The organism is Brucella pecoris (assembly GCF_006376675.1).
In the GTDB taxonomy this organism is placed as follows: Bacteria; Pseudomonadota; Alphaproteobacteria; order Rhizobiales; family Rhizobiaceae; genus Brucella; species Brucella pecoris.
Map to the genome: position 1 here is coordinate 500,083 of NZ_VEWK01000002.1, position 14,799 is coordinate 514,881.

Genomic DNA, 14,799 nt, shown 5'->3' on the forward strand with positions numbered 1-14,799 from the left:
GCATTCATCATGCTTATCCTTGACGACATCTCCGTACGAATTGCCGGACGCCTCCTGATCGACCACGCCAGCGTAACGCTGCCAGCGGGATCGAAGACTGGTTTTGTCGGCCGCAACGGCACCGGAAAATCCACGCTGTTTCGTGTGATTACGGGCGATCTTGCGCCTGAAACAGGCAGCATTTCGCTTCCGAAGAATACCCGTATCGGTCAGGTGGCCCAGGAAGCCCCCGGCACCGAAGAAGCGCTGATCGAAATCGTCATGAAGGCGGACAAGGAACGCACGGCGCTTCTGGAAGAAGCGGAAACGGCGACGGATCCCCATCGCATTGCGGAGATCCATACCCGGCTTGCTGATATCGAAGCCCATTCGGCGGAAGCCCGCGCGGGCGCCATTCTGTCGGGTCTCGGTTTCAATGCCGAAGCACAACGCCGGCCGGCCTCCGCCTTTTCGGGTGGCTGGCGTATGCGTGTTGCGCTCGCTGCGGTTCTCTTCGCCGAACCGGATCTGCTGTTGCTCGACGAACCGACCAACTATCTCGATCTTGAAGGCGTGCTGTGGCTGGTCGATTATGTGAAGCGCTATCCGCACACGGTCATCATCATCAGCCACGACCGTGACCTTCTGAACTCGGCGACCAGCTCGATCATGCATCTCGACCAGAAGAAGATCAGTTTCTGGCGCGGCAATTACGATCAGTTCGAGCGCCAGCGTCACGAAATGCTGGAATTGCAGCAAAAGGCCCACGCCAAGCAGGAAGCGCACCGCAAGCACATGGAATCCTTCGTGGAACGGTTCCGCGCCAAGGCAACCAAGGCCCGTCAGGCGCAATCGCGCATGAAGGCTTTGGAAAAGCTCAAGCCAATCGAGCTTTATGTTGAAAGCAATGTGCAGCCGTTTCGTTTTCCGGATGCCGACAAAAAGACTGCATCGCCTGTCATCGCCCTTGATAATGCTGACGTCGGTTATGTTCCGGGTAAGCCTGTGCTGCGCAATGTGACCCTGCGTATCGACAATGACGACCGCATTGCGCTGCTTGGCTCGAACGGTAATGGCAAGTCGACGCTGGCAAAGCTGATTGCCGGACGGTTGCAACCGGAAAAAGGCACGCTTACGCTTTCACCGAGCCTGAAAGTCGCGTTCTTCGCACAGCACCAGATGGATGACCTGATACCGGAAGACAATGCCATCGAGCATGTGCGCAAACTGATGCCGACGGAGCCGGAGGCAAAAGTGCGCGCCCGCGTTGCGCAGATGGGTCTGTCGACCGAGAAAATGCTGACACCGGCCAGAGATCTTTCCGGCGGCGAGAAAGCGCGTCTCCTGATGGGGCTTGCGACCTTTCATGGTCCGAACCTGCTGATCCTTGACGAACCGACCAACCATCTCGACATCGATAGCCGCGAAGAGCTTGTGCATGCGCTCAACGCTTTCAACGGTGCGGTTATCCTGATTGCCCACGATCGCCATCTGATCGAAGCTACAATGGAACGGCTCTGGCTGGTCCGCGAAGGTGGCGTAAAGGCGTTTGAAGGCGATCTCGACGAGTACCGGCAGATCGTTCTTACCGATGCCAAGGGAGAAGCGGCTGCCGACCGCGACGACACCTCCAAGGTCAACAAGGCAGAACAGCGGAAACTTGCTGCCCAGAAACGCGAAACCCTGGCACCGCTGCAGAAAAAGATCAAGGAAACCGAAGCCTTGATTCAAAAGCTGCAGAAACAGATTCAAGGCTTCTCGTCACAATTGGAAGACCCGGCTCTGTACGAGAAGGAACCCCAAAAGGCGATCCGGATCAACAAGGACATGAGCGATGCACGCTCTACCCTTGCGGATGCAGAGGACAAGTGGCTGGAGCTTTCCACCGAATATGAAGAAGCGATGGCCGACTGAAAATCGGCCGTTTGTCTGCGGATAGTGCCTTACGCGAACATCAACAAGATCACTATTCCCAGCACGACCCAGCCGACGATGCGCATCGCGACCGGCAGAGGACGGGGCATGAACCGCACCGCAAGAAGTGCGAATACGACGGTCAGAACAGGAAACCCGAAATAAAGCGCGGCGTAACCGCTTTGCCCTTCGAAGGAAGAGCCGAACACGCCCAGCCATTCGAGCGGCATGAGTGCGATCAACGCAGCGAGAGCCGAAAGCAGCAATAGCAGCAATCTGTCGGAAATTGTGCGGATCATCGTCATCGATTCAGCTCTGGGGACGCAGGCGCGTACGCATCAGGGCATAAAGACCGAATGCACCGAGGATCAGACCGATGGTCGTATAGACCTCGTCAGGCGTTTCGGCTCCACGGCGCAGTACGAGATCGGCTTTTGAAAGCTGAAGCCCATCCGTGTTTCCCTGCACCAGACGAAACGCGTAAAGCCCCGGAATGACCGGATCAATATCGCCCGCACTTTGACGCAGAACGCTGCCATCCTGCGGTCGGTCCGTATTGATGGAACCGCTCGTCGAGGCGAAACCAAGTCCCTGGGAGAGAACCGGCTGGCCATCGCGGCTGACCGCAAGTGTTACCGCCGAGCGCCTTTCCGCAGGCACATAACCCGGCAAGGGCGTTGCATCGATGAACACACGCACAGGCCCATCAGCCGCTGACAGCCTGACTTCCTGTATCTTGAAGCCGCTTTGGCGGTTTTCAAGCATGGTCCAGCGGCCGATTTCGCTGCCGGTGAAATGGCGCATATACCACGGATAGCCGATGCCAAGGCCAAAACCGGCGACAATCATCAAAATGAATAGCGCTCGCATCACGCTTTGCGCTCCCAGCGGCGATCTGGCGTTTGCTGCCAGTAGGTCAAATCGTGGTTTCCTGTCTTGAAACTCTTCCATTGCGCTCGGGCAATATCGAGCTGCTCCTGATCGTGCCCGTCGAACATGACGACAAGGCGCTCGTAGGCGTCCGCCTGTTCCAGCCCCGCGCCTTCGACGAGAAAGCGCACCGTTGCTCCATTCGGATTGGCTTCACTGGTGGTCAGCAATACCGGCTGGTGCTCGGGATGGGGCTCTTTATCGATGCCATGCGCCACGAAAGACGTGTCGGAAAAGGTCCAGAGCAGACCATCCAGCGCATCGCGTCTTTCCTCGCTGACGGTCTGGATCGTGACACGCCAGCCGCGCCCGAGCGAACGCTCGACCAGACCGGGCAAGGCCTCGTCGAGTGTCGATTCCGTCAGATGGTAGAAGAGAATTTCCGCCATGCACTATCCGTTTCGGAACGGGTGGAGAAACTGATTCCGCTTTTCCACCCATCCTGTTGTTTGGCAACGATTTTAGCTTTCAAAATGATCCCGGACAAGGCGGTCCAGCAGGCGGACGCCATAGCCGGAGGCCCATGTCTGGCTATACTCGTTCGCAGGCGATCCCATGGCCGTTCCGGCAACGTCGAGATGCGCCCAAGGGGTCTCGCCGACAAAGCGCTTCAGGAACTGCGCCGCCGTGATCGATCCGCCGTAACGGCCAGCGCTGTTCTTCATATCGGCAAACTTCGAATCGATCATCTTGTCATATTCGGTACCGAGCGGCAGGCGCCACAGCTTTTCGCCAGTCGACTGACCTGCATCGTAAAGCTGATCCGCAAGCTCATCGTCATTGGAGAAGAGACCGGCATGGTACTGGCCAAGGGCGACCATGACAGCACCCGTGAGGGTGGCCAGATTGATGATGAAACGCGGCTTGAAACGGTCATTTGTGTAGTGCAGTGCATCGGCGAGGACGAGGCGACCTTCGGCATCGGTGTTGATGACTTCAATCGTCTGCCCCGACATGGATGTCACGATGTCGCCCGGACGTTGGGCATTGCCGTCAGGCATGTTCTCGACAAGGCCGATAATGCCGATGGCGTTGATCTTTGCCTTGCGCCCCGCCAGAGCGCGCATCAGTCCTGTGACGGCTGCAGCGCCACCCATGTCACCCTTCATGTCTTCCATGCCGGAAGCCGGCTTGATGGAAATGCCACCTGTGTCGAACACTACGCCCTTGCCGACGAAAGCAACCGGCTTTTCCTTGCTCTTCGCGCCCTGCCATTCCATGATGACCAGCCGCGGCGGACGAACGGAGCCCTGCGCCACGCCCAGAAGCGCGCCCATGCCGAGCTTCTTCATTTCCTTCTCGCCAAGGATTTCGACCTTCACGCCAAGCTTTTCGAGCTTTTCCGCTTCCTGTGCGAATTCTACCGGTCCAAGAATATTCGCTGGCTCGTTAACGAGATTGCGCGCCTGGATGACGCCCTCCGCCACCGCTTCGGCAACTTCGAAAGCCCGCTTTGCCGTATGCGGGTCCGCAACGCAGATGCCGATCTTCGCTGCGTGTTTCGGATCGCCATTTTCCTCATTGTTCTTGCGCGTCTTGTAGCGTTCGAACTTGTATGAGCGCAGAATCATGCCAAGCGCCAGATCTGCTGCCTCGTCACCAGCGATGGTGGTTTCAGGCAGTGCAAGCGTCACGGTTGCGCGCTCCGTCTTGCCGATTCGTGAAAACGCTGCGCCACCGATCTTCAGCCAATCGTCATTGCCAAGCTTACCGGGCTCGCCAACGCCAACCAGAACGATCTTTTCGACACCGCTGGAAGTTGTTTCGATCGCTTCCGCCGTCTTGCCCAAAGCACCGGTAAATCCGGAAATTTCGGCGATACGCTTGATCTTTTCCGCACCACCAGCGGCCTGAGCCGCCTCGTCAGCAAAGCCGCCACCTTTGGCGACCAGGACGATAGACACGCCTTTTTCCGGTACTGCAAAATCGCTGAAAGAGATCGAAGGACGTTTAGACATGACAACTCCAAACTTGATGTCGATTTGAGAATGACACGATTGTGTCGCGACTTTTCCCCACTCATGTGAGACGAATATGGCGAAACAGCAAGAGTGGATGCCAGAATGTGCCAGTTTTAGCCCGAGGAAAACCGTGCAGGACGCAATTGCAAACCCGTCTTCCCCGTTCCGGGCAAAAACTGGTTGCCTTGAGCCAACGCATCGCTCATTAACAAGGTCCATCAGTGGGAACAGCAGAGCTGGCGTCTTCGAGTTGCATTTAGTAATCTGTTAACCGCGTTTATTGGGCCAATCTTAGCCAAGCGTCATTAAGTTTAGTGATTATCACGAGTGCTGCAGCCTTTTTCGGATGCGTGCTCCCTCAACGGAACCGGGATGTAGACTCTACCTATGCGATTGATTGAGTTGTACATCTTGCGCCGGGTGGCGATCATGTTCCTTGCAGTGCTTGGTGCGGCAGTGGGCATTACCTGGACAGTACAGGTGCTCCAGCGCATCGACTTTCTGACCACAAGCGGACAGACATTCCAGACAATCGTTCAGTTCAGCTCGCTTTTGATTCCGTCAGCCATCCCTCTCGTGATGCCGTTTGCGCTGATTATTGCGATCACACAGACGCTTTCGACGATGAATCAGGATTCCGAACTGGTCGTCATCAATGCTTCGGGCGCACCGCGCAGTGCGGTCATGCGTCCTATTCTGATTCTTGCGGCCGTTATTTCCGTCGTGTCATTTCTCGTCGCCAATTATGTCGATCCCTATGCGCGCATGAACATGCGCGCGATGATCGCCAATGCCAGCGCCGACCTGATGAATGTCATCGTTCAGGAAGGCAATTTCCGTAAGCTGGCGGATAATCTTTACATTCAGGTCGCTGAACGACGTGCCGACGGCAGCATCGGCGGGCTTTTCATTGCCGATTCCCGCGATCCATCACTCGACCTCATCTATTATGCTGCGGATGGCGCGATTGCTTCGACGCCGACCGGCGACATGCTGCTGATGCAGAACGGCGAGGTGCAACGGCGCGACGTGTCGGATGGAACCGTTTCGATCATCAAGTTCAATTCCTACGCGTTCGACCTCAGCCAGTTCGCCTCGGCTGGTGACGATTTCGTCATCTATGCAAAGGACCGTCCGCTTTCCTATCTGTTGAACCCGGACCCGAACGACCCGGTCCTTCAAACCCGACCGCTACGCTATAAGGCCGAATTGCACCGGCGTCTGACGCAATGGCTCTACCCGGTTGTCTTTGCAATGATCGCACTGGCGTTCGCGGGCGATTCCCGTTCGCATCGCGAAGCGCGTGTCTCGGCATCCTTCTCGGCAATCAGCACCGCCCTTCTCGTCTATTGGGCAGGCTACTTCGCATCGGATCGGGCAGACAAGGATGCAGGCTATATCGTCGTCATGTATCTCGTGCCTGCTGCCGTCATTCTCGTGACAGGCTTTGCGCTCGCCACCGGACGGCAGATCGGCCTGCCTGACAAATGGAACGACCGCATTCTGGATAGTTTCGACAGCTTGAGAAAGCGCGTTTCGGAACTCTATGCCCGTTTCACCGGACGTCCACGCAACAATGCCGGAGGCCAGGCATGATCGGCTGGACACTCGGACGCTATTTCTTCATCCGCTATGTGCAGATCACGTTCTATTTTCTGCTCGGCATTTTCGCATTGTCATTGCTTCTCGATTTTACCGAGAATGCGAGCAAGCTTGCCAATCTGCCTGACTATACGGTTTGGGCAGCGCTTGGCCTTTCCGCCATGCGCGTGCCCTTCATCATGCAGCAGATGATTCCATTCGTTGCCCTGTTCTCCGCAATGGCGACGCTCATCTCGCTGAATAGAAAATACGAACTCGTAGTTGCGCGTTCGGTGGGCGTTTCCGCCTGGCAGTTCCTCTTGCCTGCCTGCTTCGGCGCCTTCCTGTTTGGCCTCGCCACGATCTTCATTCTCAATCCGTTCGCGGCTTACGGTTTTGCCAAGGCCGATGAAATTGCCTCGACGTGGAAGACCGGCAAGGTTACCGACGTATCCGCGTTGCGTGACCCCTGGCTGCGCCAGAAGACCGATGAGGGTGAAACCATCATCGGCGCAAAAGGCATTCTGGATCAGGGGGCTACGCTTGCTGATGCGACATTCATTCAGTTCGATGAAAAGAAGAATATCAAGGTACGCTACGACGCACGGACCGCACAGCTGATGGACGGTCATTGGGAGCTAACCGACGTGACGCGATTCGCGCGCGGCGAAGAACCCCAGAAAATGGCGAGCCTCCAGATCGAGACGCAGCTTCGTCCGGAATATGTGGAAGAGAAGCTCGCGACACCGGACACAATTCCCTTCACGCAGTTGCGTCACAAGATCGAAGTCGCACGTTCCTTTGGTTATTCGGCAAACGCTTTTGACATGCAATACCAGTCACTTCTGGCCTTGCCGGCCTTGCTGATGGCGATGACTCTCATTGCTGCAACAGTGTCGCTGAAATTTGTGCGGTTTGGTCAGTCAGGAGCTATGATTCTGGGTGGTGTTATCGCAGGCTTCATGCTTTATGTCGTTTCGGTGCTCGTGAAGGCATTCGGGAATGCGGGATTCGTTCCGCCATTCGTGGCTGCCTGGGTTCCAGTTATTATCGCGACATTCTTAGGTGTCTCCTTTCTGTTGCATAAGGAGGATGGTTAGTGGGTTCGAGTAACGCCCGCATGGTATTGCCCCATTCGTTCTCGCGCCTGACGCGCGGGACGGCCTTGGCGTGCGTCCTTGCTTTGCCTTTCATTTCTGTCGCGGCCCTGCCCTCACCCGCATCGGCACAGGACACTCTTGCTGCCAATTACAAGAGCGATCCGAACGCACGCATGCTTCTGCAGGCTGACGAGCTTGTCTATGATCGCGACGTCAACACCGTCACGGCTCAGGGCAAGGTACGCATCGAGTATGACGGTAATCATCTCGTCGCCGACAAGGTAACTTATAACCAGCAGACGCGGCGCATGACTGCGACGGGTAATGTTGAGATCGTCGAACGCGACGGCAACAAGATCTATTCCGACCATATGGATGTCACCGACAGTTTCCGCGACGGCTTCGTAAACGGCCTTCGCGTCGAGACGACGGATAACACCCGCTTTGCAGCCGAAAGCGCTGAACGCAGCAACGGCGAGATCACGACATTCAACAACGGCGTCTATACGGCCTGCGAACCCTGCGCCAAGAATCCGGACAAGCCTGTTCTCTGGCAAATCAAGGCACGCAAGATCATCTGGAACAGCACGACAAAGACGGTCCGTTTCGAACATGGCCGCTTTGAGTTTCTCGGCATGCCGCTTGCCTGGTTCCCGGCATTCGAGATGGCCGACCCGACGGTGAAGCGCAAAAGCGGCTTCCTGTTTCCGGGCTTTTCCTACAAGGACGATCTCGGCTTCGGCATCAAGAATTCGTATTTCTGGGCACTCGCTCCGAATTACGATCTGACGCTTTCCACGACAGCCTATACCAAGCAGGGCTTCCTGACCGAGGCCGAATGGCGTCATCGTCTTGAAAATGGCACCTATAACCTTCGTATCGCTGGCATCCACCAGAACAAGCCCGAAGAATTCGATTTGAACACCGTTGACCGCGAAGAAGACAATCGCGGCATGGTCTCCTCAAAAGGCGATTTCGAGCTCAATTCGCGTTGGCGTTTTGGCTGGGATGTGATGGCACAGACCGACCGGAATTTCAGCCGAACGTATGATATTGAAGGGTATAATGCCGGAACTCAGGTTTCTAAAATATATCTCACGGGTATCAACAACCGTAACTATTTCGACCTGAATTTCTACCGCTTCAATGTGCAGGAATCCCTTCTCGCGGATAATCCGAGCGAAATGCATTCGAAGCAGCCTTGGGTTTTCCCAAGCCTCGACTATTCTTATACGATGCCAGAGCCGGTTTATGGCGGTGAACTGAATTTCACCACCAATCTGCAGGCGCTGTACCGCCAGAATGCAAACCATACGGTGAATCCAAAAAATGGTTTGCCTTACTATGCTCGTATTCCGGGCTTTAGCGGCACGAATGTTCGTCTGACCACTGAAGCAGAATGGAAGCGCACCTTCATCACGCCGGCCGGTCTCGTCATCACCCCATTGCTGGCACTGCGCGGTGATGCAATCGGCACCAATACAAATTTCGATCCAGCCGCCGCTGGCTATACGGACGCACTTGTGCGCTCGGAAGCCTTACGCGCCATGGCAACCGCCGGGCTTGAACTGCGCTGGCCGATCCTGTTCTCGACCACGAGCTCGACCCATATCATCGAGCCGATCGCACAGCTTTATGTTCGCAACAACGAACGCTATGCGGGCGAATTGCCAAATGAAGACGCCCAGAGCTTTGTCTTCGATGCGACGAACCTGTTCTCGCGCGACAAGTTCTCCGGTTATGACCGTGTCGAAGGCGGCACTCGCGCCAATCTTGGTCTGCGCTATTCAGGCAATTTCAACAACAGCGACTGGGCTCTTTATGCCCTCGGCGGTCAGTCGTTCCAGTTGGGTGGGGTAAATTCTTACGGTACCAGCGATTTCGTGAATGTCGGCGCAGATTCCGGCCTGCAGGATGCGCGCTCCGACTATGTGGCCATGATCGGTACGTCCAATTCGACAGGTCTTGCCCTGGCTGCTCGCGGACGCTTCGACAAGGAGAGTTTCTCGGTCCAACGTGGCGAACTTGAAGCCCAGCAGAGCTGGCAGAAGCTGACAGTTTCCGCGCAGTACGCCTATATCGCGCCACAACCTGCTTACGGATATAACGACCTCCGCCAGGAAGTTACAGGTTCGGCAACGGCTCGTATCAATACAAACTGGCGCGTTTTCGGTTCAGGTACCTATGATCTTGTCTCCGAAACATTGGTACGCGCATCGTCTGGCCTCGCCTATGACGATGAGTGTTTCACTTACTCTATGGCATATACCCAGACCCGCAATCCGGGTGAGGATAAAACCTCATATGGCATAGGCTTCAACATTTCGCTGCGCACGTTGGGTGACATAGGCAGCGGCACTCAGACTTTCTAAACTTGACGGACCGGAAGCACCAGAAATGCTTCCGGTCTTTTCATTTCATTCGACAAAGAAATTTGCACATCAAAGCCTGATTTGGCTTTCTTTCTGTAGTATTCACACGATACAACCTTCGCAAAATAGCTTTTGGGTCATTGTTTCGCCGCACTGGGTCATCTATACAGGCAGCTTATGATCAGCAGCTGATATGATTGATTGTTGGCTGACCGACGATAATGACCATAAAGGGATATGTCCGGTAAGGATTGTCGTTCATCGACCGGAAGGAATCGGGAAAGAAAGATGATGATTGCAAGACCTCTCTTCGCCTCCATGCTAAGCGCCGCTGTCTGCATGACGACGCTTGGAACGGTTGCGGTTCCAGCATTTGCTGCAGGTGCAGGTTCCGAGGTCAAAGTCATCGTTTCCGGCAACGCCATCACGAACAGCGACATTCAGCACCGCGTGGCCTTTTTGAAGCTGCAGCGCAAAGGCGGCAATCTCAGCCAGATTGCCAAGCAAGAACTGACTGATGAAATGCTGAAGCGCGTCGAGATGAAATCGCGCGGCATCAATATTTCCGAACAGCAGGTCGATGAGGCTTATGCCGGTTTTGCCAGCCGTAACAAGATGAGCCTGGCACAGCTCAATCAGTTGATGAACCAGTCTGGTGTTACGCCGGATCATTTCAAGAAATACATCATGGTCCAGATGGGCTGGGGCCGTCTCGTCAGTGCCCGCTTCCGTGCGACCGGCATGGTCAGCGAACAGGAAGCCGTTCAGCGCATGTTGAAGGATGGCGGCAAGAAGCCTGTGGCGACCGAATATCGCCTCCAGCAGGTGATTTTCGTGGTACCCGCCTCCAAGCGTTCTCCTGCCCTGCTCTCCAAGCGCAAGCAGGAAGCCAATGCACTTCGCTCGCGCTTCCAGAACTGCGATGCAACCCGTCAGCAAGCCAAGGGCATTCTTGACGTAACCGTTCGCGATCTTGGCCGTATCATCGAGCAGCAATTGCCGAACGAATGGTCGAAAGCGGTCAAGGCAACGTCAGTCGGCGGCACCACCCCGCCGCAGGAAACCGAAAAGGGCGTTGAATTCCTGGCCGTCTGCTCGACCAAGCAGGTATCAGATGACCGTGTTGCCCAGCTCGTCTTCTCCATGGAAGGCGCGGATTCCGCTGCCGGTCAGGAAAAGAAAGCCGAACAGCTCAGCGAGAAATATCTCAAGGAACTGCGCGAAAAGGCGACAATCGTCAATCGCTAAACTGACCTGACGGATTCATCCGTATTCATTGGACTATTGACGCGATGTCCGCAGCACCTGTTCCTCCCCTCGCCATCAGCATTGGCGATCCGTCCGGCATCGGCCCCGACGTTGCACTTGTCGCCTGGCTCCGGCGCGACGAGCTTGCGCTGCCGCCTTTCGCCTTGCTGGCAGATCCGCTTCAACTTGCAGAACGTGCGCGACATCTCGGACTTGAAATCGAGATTGCGGTTGTTCCCGCCATTGCTGAGGCAAGCCGCGTGTTTTCTCATGCATTGCCGGTACTTCCGCTCGACAACAAGCTGACGGATAGCGTCGGCAAACCCTTGCCGGAGAACGCTGCTGGCATCATCGAAGCCATCGAGCGCGCCGTCGAACTCACGCTGAAAGGTGAAGCTTCGGCAGTTGTCACCTGTCCGATTTCAAAGAAGCCGCTTTATGAAGCCGGGTTTCATCATCCGGGCCACACGGAGTTTCTGGCAGAACTGGCCAGCAAATATCTGGGCAAGCCTGTCACGCCAGTCATGATGCTGGCCGGTCCGCAGCTTCGCGCCGTTCCAGTCACCATACACATTCCGCTTTCCGAAGTGCCGGTCCGTTTGAATACTGTCGATATCATCGAAGTTTCGCGGATCACTGCCACTGAGCTGCGGGAACGGTTCGGCATTCTGTCGCCGCGTCTCGCCATATCCGGGCTTAACCCGCATGCGGGAGAAGGTGGGGCCATGGGGAAAGAGGATGACGCCATCATCCTTCCCGCAATCGAGGCATTGCGCCGTGAAGGAATAAACGCTCGCGGGCCCCTGCCCGCCGATACGATGTTTCACGCGCCCGCCCGCGCGACCTATGATGCTGCGGTCTGCATGTATCACGATCAGGCCCTTATCCCGGCCAAGGCACTTGCATTCGATGAGACAGTGAATGTGACCTTGGGTCTTCCCTTCATTCGCACGTCGCCGGATCATGGCACGGCTTTCGATATTGCTGGCAAAGGCATTGCCCGCCCGGACAGCCTTGTCGCGGCCATTCGTCTTGCACAGGAACTGGCTGAAAACGCAGCCAACGCACATTAACGAGTACAATGGCATGAGTATTGATGGCCTTCCCCCGCTTCGCGAGGTAATTGAACGGCACGATCTGATGCCGAAGAAATCGCTCGGCCAGAACTTCCTTTTCGACCTCAATCTAACATCGAAAATCGCCCGTCAGGCGGGTAATTTGCAGGATCAGCCTGTTATTGAGGTTGGCCCAGGCCCCGGCGGTCTGACCCGAGCACTTCTTGCGCAAGGCGCTTATGTCACTGCAATCGAACGCGATGAACGTTGCCTGGATGCGCTTGCGGAGATCGAAGCGCATTATCCGGGTCGTCTGCGCATCATTTCCGGTGACGCCCTTGAGCAGGATTTTGCAGCACTGTTTCCAAACGGGCCGAAGCCGCGCATCGTTGCCAATCTGCCTTACAATGTCGGCACGCAGTTGCTGCTTAACTGGCTGCTGGTCGAGCCGTGGCCGCCCTTCTATTCATCCATGACTTTGATGTTCCAACGGGAGGTCGCCGAGCGTATCGTCGCGACACCGGACAGCGATCACTATGGACGTCTGGGTGTGCTTGCCGGATGGCGAACAGTTTCCAAGATCAGTTTCGATGTGCCGCCGCAGGCATTTACGCCGCCGCCGAAAGTCATGTCGTCGGTCGTTCATATTATTCCGCGTGAAAATCCGCTGCCTTGCAACGCCAATGCGCTTGGACAAATTACGCAAGCTGCCTTTGGACAACGCCGCAAGATGCTGCGCCAGAGCCTGAAACCTGTTGGCGGCGCCGAGCTTCTCGAAAAGACCGGCATCGACGGAACGCGCCGTGCAGAAACGCTCAGCGTCGAAGAGTTTGTCGCGCTGGCAAACGCCCTTCGCCCACTCAAATAGTTAGTGATGACGGCTGCTTTTCCCCGAAGCTGACTTCGTGGCTTCGGGTGCAACGGGCATGACTGGCAGCTTCATTTCGTTGACGATCTGGCCCACATGGTCGATTTCTTCACGGAAGCTGTTCAGGGATGAGCCGGTCAGTTTTTCGCCAGCATTGAGACGCGCCGTCAACGGATCGACATATTGGTCGCCAACCTTGAGCTCGTAATAGAGGTGCGGGCCGGTCGAATAGCCCGTCGAACCGACATAGGCGATCACTTCTCCCTGCTTCACGCGATCACCGACCTTCAAGCCCTTCTTGGCCGATGAAAGATGCGCATATGTCGTGCTGTAGCCGCCCTGATGGCGTATGCGGACATACTTGCCATATCCCTTCTGATACGAGATCAGTTCCACCACACCGTCACCCGCCGCAACGATAGGCGAGCCGATCGGCGCATCATAATCGACACCATTGTGATGTTTGCGAACATGCAGAACGGGATGGATGCGCCAGCCGAAACCATCATTGAGACGGCCATTCGGCAGCGGCTTCTGCATGAGATATTTCGTCATGGACGAACCGTCTTCATTGAAATAGTCGGCACCGTTATTGCCTTCATGACGGTACAGGCGGCGGCTCTTACCGTCTGTCGTGAACTCGACGAAAACCAGTTCCGGTTCGGTCTCTGCGCTTTTGCGGAATAGAAGGTCGATCAAATCGGGCTTTTTGCCGTCATTCAGCGAAATACCATTCTGCGAAGCCAGCTTCTCGACTTCACCGACGATTGTTTTCGGTGCACCTGCCTGCTCCAGCCGCGATGAAATGGAGCCGCTATTGCTGACCGCATTTTGCGGATGATAGGCTGTCAGCATCGCATCGCGCGACAGGCGCGCAAAAAGGCGCTCATTGCCGGTGGCTCGGAAAACGCCATCGTCGGCGCGTCCATAGATCGCCTTGTCGATATCGCCATGCTCGAAGCGTGCAAGCGCGATATGCTGCTCTCCATCGGCGTGTTGCCTCGATTTGTCGACCAGTAGTTCAAGATTGTCTCCGGGCACCAGTTCTGTGCGTGCCAGGGCCTCCTCAAGCCGGTTGCTGTCTTCGACCGCAATCCCCGCCGCCTGCAACAATGCGCCCAGTCGCTCACGCGACTGCGGTGCGACAATAATCTCGTGAACCTTTGCGCCCGAAGCGACAGCCGGTTTGGCGAGGCTGACATTCACAGGAACACCCCGTTCCAGCTCTTCCTCTGGCCGTTTCGGCAAGGATTTCGGTACGGAAATCCCTCCGCGCAGCGTGTCGTCCAAGGCAGCACGGCTGGAACCTTTGAGATCGAGCACCACATGCTGATAGGTGTATAGACGCGCATCACCGTCCTCGACGCCTTCAGCGATGTCAATACGCCGCGATATGCGGCTGGTCGGATCGCCATTCACCGCTGGCGTCAGACGCGCCTCTTTCGTCGCGGCATGATGCTGAGCCAAGGTCGCCGGATTGACCATGACAGGTTGCGAAGCGTGACCATGGCCTACAAGTCGCCCGGTCGTAAACAGAAACCCACCTCCGGCTATGGCCGTTGCTGTGATCAGCGCCAGACAGAACCGTAGATGCGTATGCAGGGAAAACCGGACCTGCCGGAATGGTTTCAAACTGTGGGAAGAAAGCGGTTCGCCCTTCAGGGCCGACTTGAAGGCCGCAAAATCTGGCTCTGCCGTCGCAGCAACTTTTCTTTCGTTTGCTGGCGCTGACCAGAAGACCATTTTGAACAATTCTCCACCACTGGATTATCGGCGGATCAGTGGTAAAGA

12 protein-coding genes are annotated in these 14,799 nt (G+C 56.0%); 7 read left to right on the plus strand and 5 right to left on the minus strand.

Going from position 1 to position 14,799, the window contains the following annotated elements; all coding sequences use genetic code 11:
- Positions 1 to 9: 9 nt before the first annotated feature.
- Entirely contained in the window at positions 10 to 1,893 is a 1,884-nt protein-coding gene (locus FIB18_RS05795; RefSeq protein WP_140019835.1) for an ABC-F family ATP-binding cassette domain-containing protein, read from the plus strand.
- Between the two features lie 29 nt (positions 1,894 to 1,922).
- On the opposite strand, the gene FIB18_RS05800 is transcribed toward FIB18_RS05795, so the two are convergent.
- From FIB18_RS05800 to FIB18_RS05815, 4 genes are all read right to left on the minus strand, one after another.
- Positions 1,923 to 2,198, minus strand: coding sequence for a hypothetical protein (locus FIB18_RS05800; protein ID WP_140019836.1), 276 nt, complete (start codon positions 2,196 to 2,198; stop codon positions 1,923 to 1,925).
- Positions 2,199 to 2,202: 4 nt separating this feature from the next.
- Entirely contained in the window at positions 2,203 to 2,763 is a 561-nt protein-coding gene (bspB, locus tag FIB18_RS05805) for a type IV secretion system effector BspB (protein WP_140019837.1), read from the minus strand.
- A complete protein-coding gene (locus FIB18_RS05810) occupies positions 2,763 to 3,212 on the minus strand; it encodes a DNA polymerase III subunit chi (protein ID WP_140019838.1) in 450 nt (149 codons plus the stop codon). Before FIB18_RS05810 ends, bspB begins: the two co-directional genes overlap by 1 nt.
- 72 nt (positions 3,213 to 3,284) lie before the next feature.
- On the minus strand, positions 3,285 to 4,781 hold the full coding sequence (locus FIB18_RS05815) for a leucyl aminopeptidase (protein WP_140019839.1): 1,497 nt from the start codon (positions 4,779 to 4,781) through the stop codon (positions 3,285 to 3,287).
- Positions 4,782 to 5,171: 390 nt separating this feature from the next.
- Between FIB18_RS05815 and lptF the strand changes: the two genes are divergently transcribed.
- The 6 genes from lptF (at position 5,172) to rsmA (ending at position 13,008) form a co-directional block, all read left to right on the plus strand.
- On the plus strand, positions 5,172 to 6,380 hold the full coding sequence (gene lptF, locus FIB18_RS05820; RefSeq protein WP_140019840.1) for an LPS export ABC transporter permease LptF: 1,209 nt from the start codon (positions 5,172 to 5,174) through the stop codon (positions 6,378 to 6,380).
- Positions 6,377 to 7,465, plus strand: a complete 1,089-nt coding sequence (lptG, locus tag FIB18_RS05825; RefSeq protein WP_140019841.1) for an LPS export ABC transporter permease LptG — start codon at positions 6,377 to 6,379, stop codon at positions 7,463 to 7,465. Before lptF ends, lptG begins: the two co-directional genes overlap by 4 nt.
- A gap of 20 nt (positions 7,466 to 7,485) precedes the next feature.
- Positions 7,486 to 9,837 (plus strand): LPS-assembly protein LptD, encoded by a 2,352-nt coding sequence (locus FIB18_RS05830; protein WP_140019949.1) that lies wholly within the window; start codon positions 7,486 to 7,488, stop codon positions 9,835 to 9,837.
- A 288-nt stretch (positions 9,838 to 10,125) separates the two neighbouring features.
- Complete coding sequence (locus tag FIB18_RS05835; protein WP_109987988.1) at positions 10,126 to 11,085, plus strand: peptidylprolyl isomerase; 960 nt, start codon at positions 10,126 to 10,128, stop codon at positions 11,083 to 11,085.
- Between the two features lie 44 nt (positions 11,086 to 11,129).
- Positions 11,130 to 12,158: a 4-hydroxythreonine-4-phosphate dehydrogenase PdxA gene (gene pdxA, locus FIB18_RS05840; protein WP_140019842.1), complete on the plus strand. Its 1,029-nt coding sequence runs from the start codon at positions 11,130 to 11,132 to the stop codon at positions 12,156 to 12,158.
- Between the two features lie 13 nt (positions 12,159 to 12,171).
- The gene (rsmA, locus tag FIB18_RS05845) at positions 12,172 to 13,008 is read left to right on the plus strand and encodes a 16S rRNA (adenine(1518)-N(6)/adenine(1519)-N(6))-dimethyltransferase RsmA (RefSeq protein ID WP_109987986.1); all 837 of its coding nucleotides are present in this window, start codon (positions 12,172 to 12,174) and stop codon (positions 13,006 to 13,008) included.
- On the opposite strand, the gene FIB18_RS05850 is transcribed toward rsmA, so the two are convergent.
- Positions 13,009 to 14,751 carry a M23 family metallopeptidase gene (locus FIB18_RS05850; RefSeq protein ID WP_140019843.1) on the minus strand — a complete coding sequence of 581 codons (1,743 nt, stop codon included), beginning with the start codon at positions 14,749 to 14,751 and terminating at the stop codon, positions 13,009 to 13,011.
- Between the last annotated feature and the right edge of the window lie 48 nt (positions 14,752 to 14,799).

Coding starts and splice junctions, on each gene's coding strand:
- bspB (WP_140019837.1), bottom strand. CDS start 2,763: ATGCGAGCGCTATTCATTTTGATGATTGTCGCCGGTTTTGGCCTTGGC.
- FIB18_RS05800 (WP_140019836.1), bottom strand. CDS start 2,198: ATGACGATGATCCGCACAATTTCCGACAGATTGCTGCTATTGCTGCTT.
- lptG (WP_140019841.1), top strand. CDS start 6,377: ATGATCGGCTGGACACTCGGACGCTATTTCTTCATCCGCTATGTGCAG.
- FIB18_RS05830 (WP_140019949.1), top strand. CDS start 7,486: ATGGTATTGCCCCATTCGTTCTCGCGCCTGACGCGCGGGACGGCCTTG.
- FIB18_RS05815 (WP_140019839.1), bottom strand. CDS start 4,781: ATGTCTAAACGTCCTTCGATCTCTTTCAGCGATTTTGCAGTACCGGAA.
- pdxA (WP_140019842.1), top strand. CDS start 11,130: ATGTCCGCAGCACCTGTTCCTCCCCTCGCCATCAGCATTGGCGATCCG.
- FIB18_RS05835 (WP_109987988.1), top strand. CDS start 10,126: ATGATGATTGCAAGACCTCTCTTCGCCTCCATGCTAAGCGCCGCTGTC.
- FIB18_RS05810 (WP_140019838.1), bottom strand. CDS start 3,212: ATGGCGGAAATTCTCTTCTACCATCTGACGGAATCGACACTCGACGAG.
- FIB18_RS05850 (WP_140019843.1), bottom strand. CDS start 14,751: ATGGTCTTCTGGTCAGCGCCAGCAAACGAAAGAAAAGTTGCTGCGACG.
- FIB18_RS05795 (WP_140019835.1), top strand. CDS start 10: ATGCTTATCCTTGACGACATCTCCGTACGAATTGCCGGACGCCTCCTG.
- lptF (WP_140019840.1), top strand. CDS start 5,172: ATGCGATTGATTGAGTTGTACATCTTGCGCCGGGTGGCGATCATGTTC.
- rsmA (WP_109987986.1), top strand. CDS start 12,172: ATGAGTATTGATGGCCTTCCCCCGCTTCGCGAGGTAATTGAACGGCAC.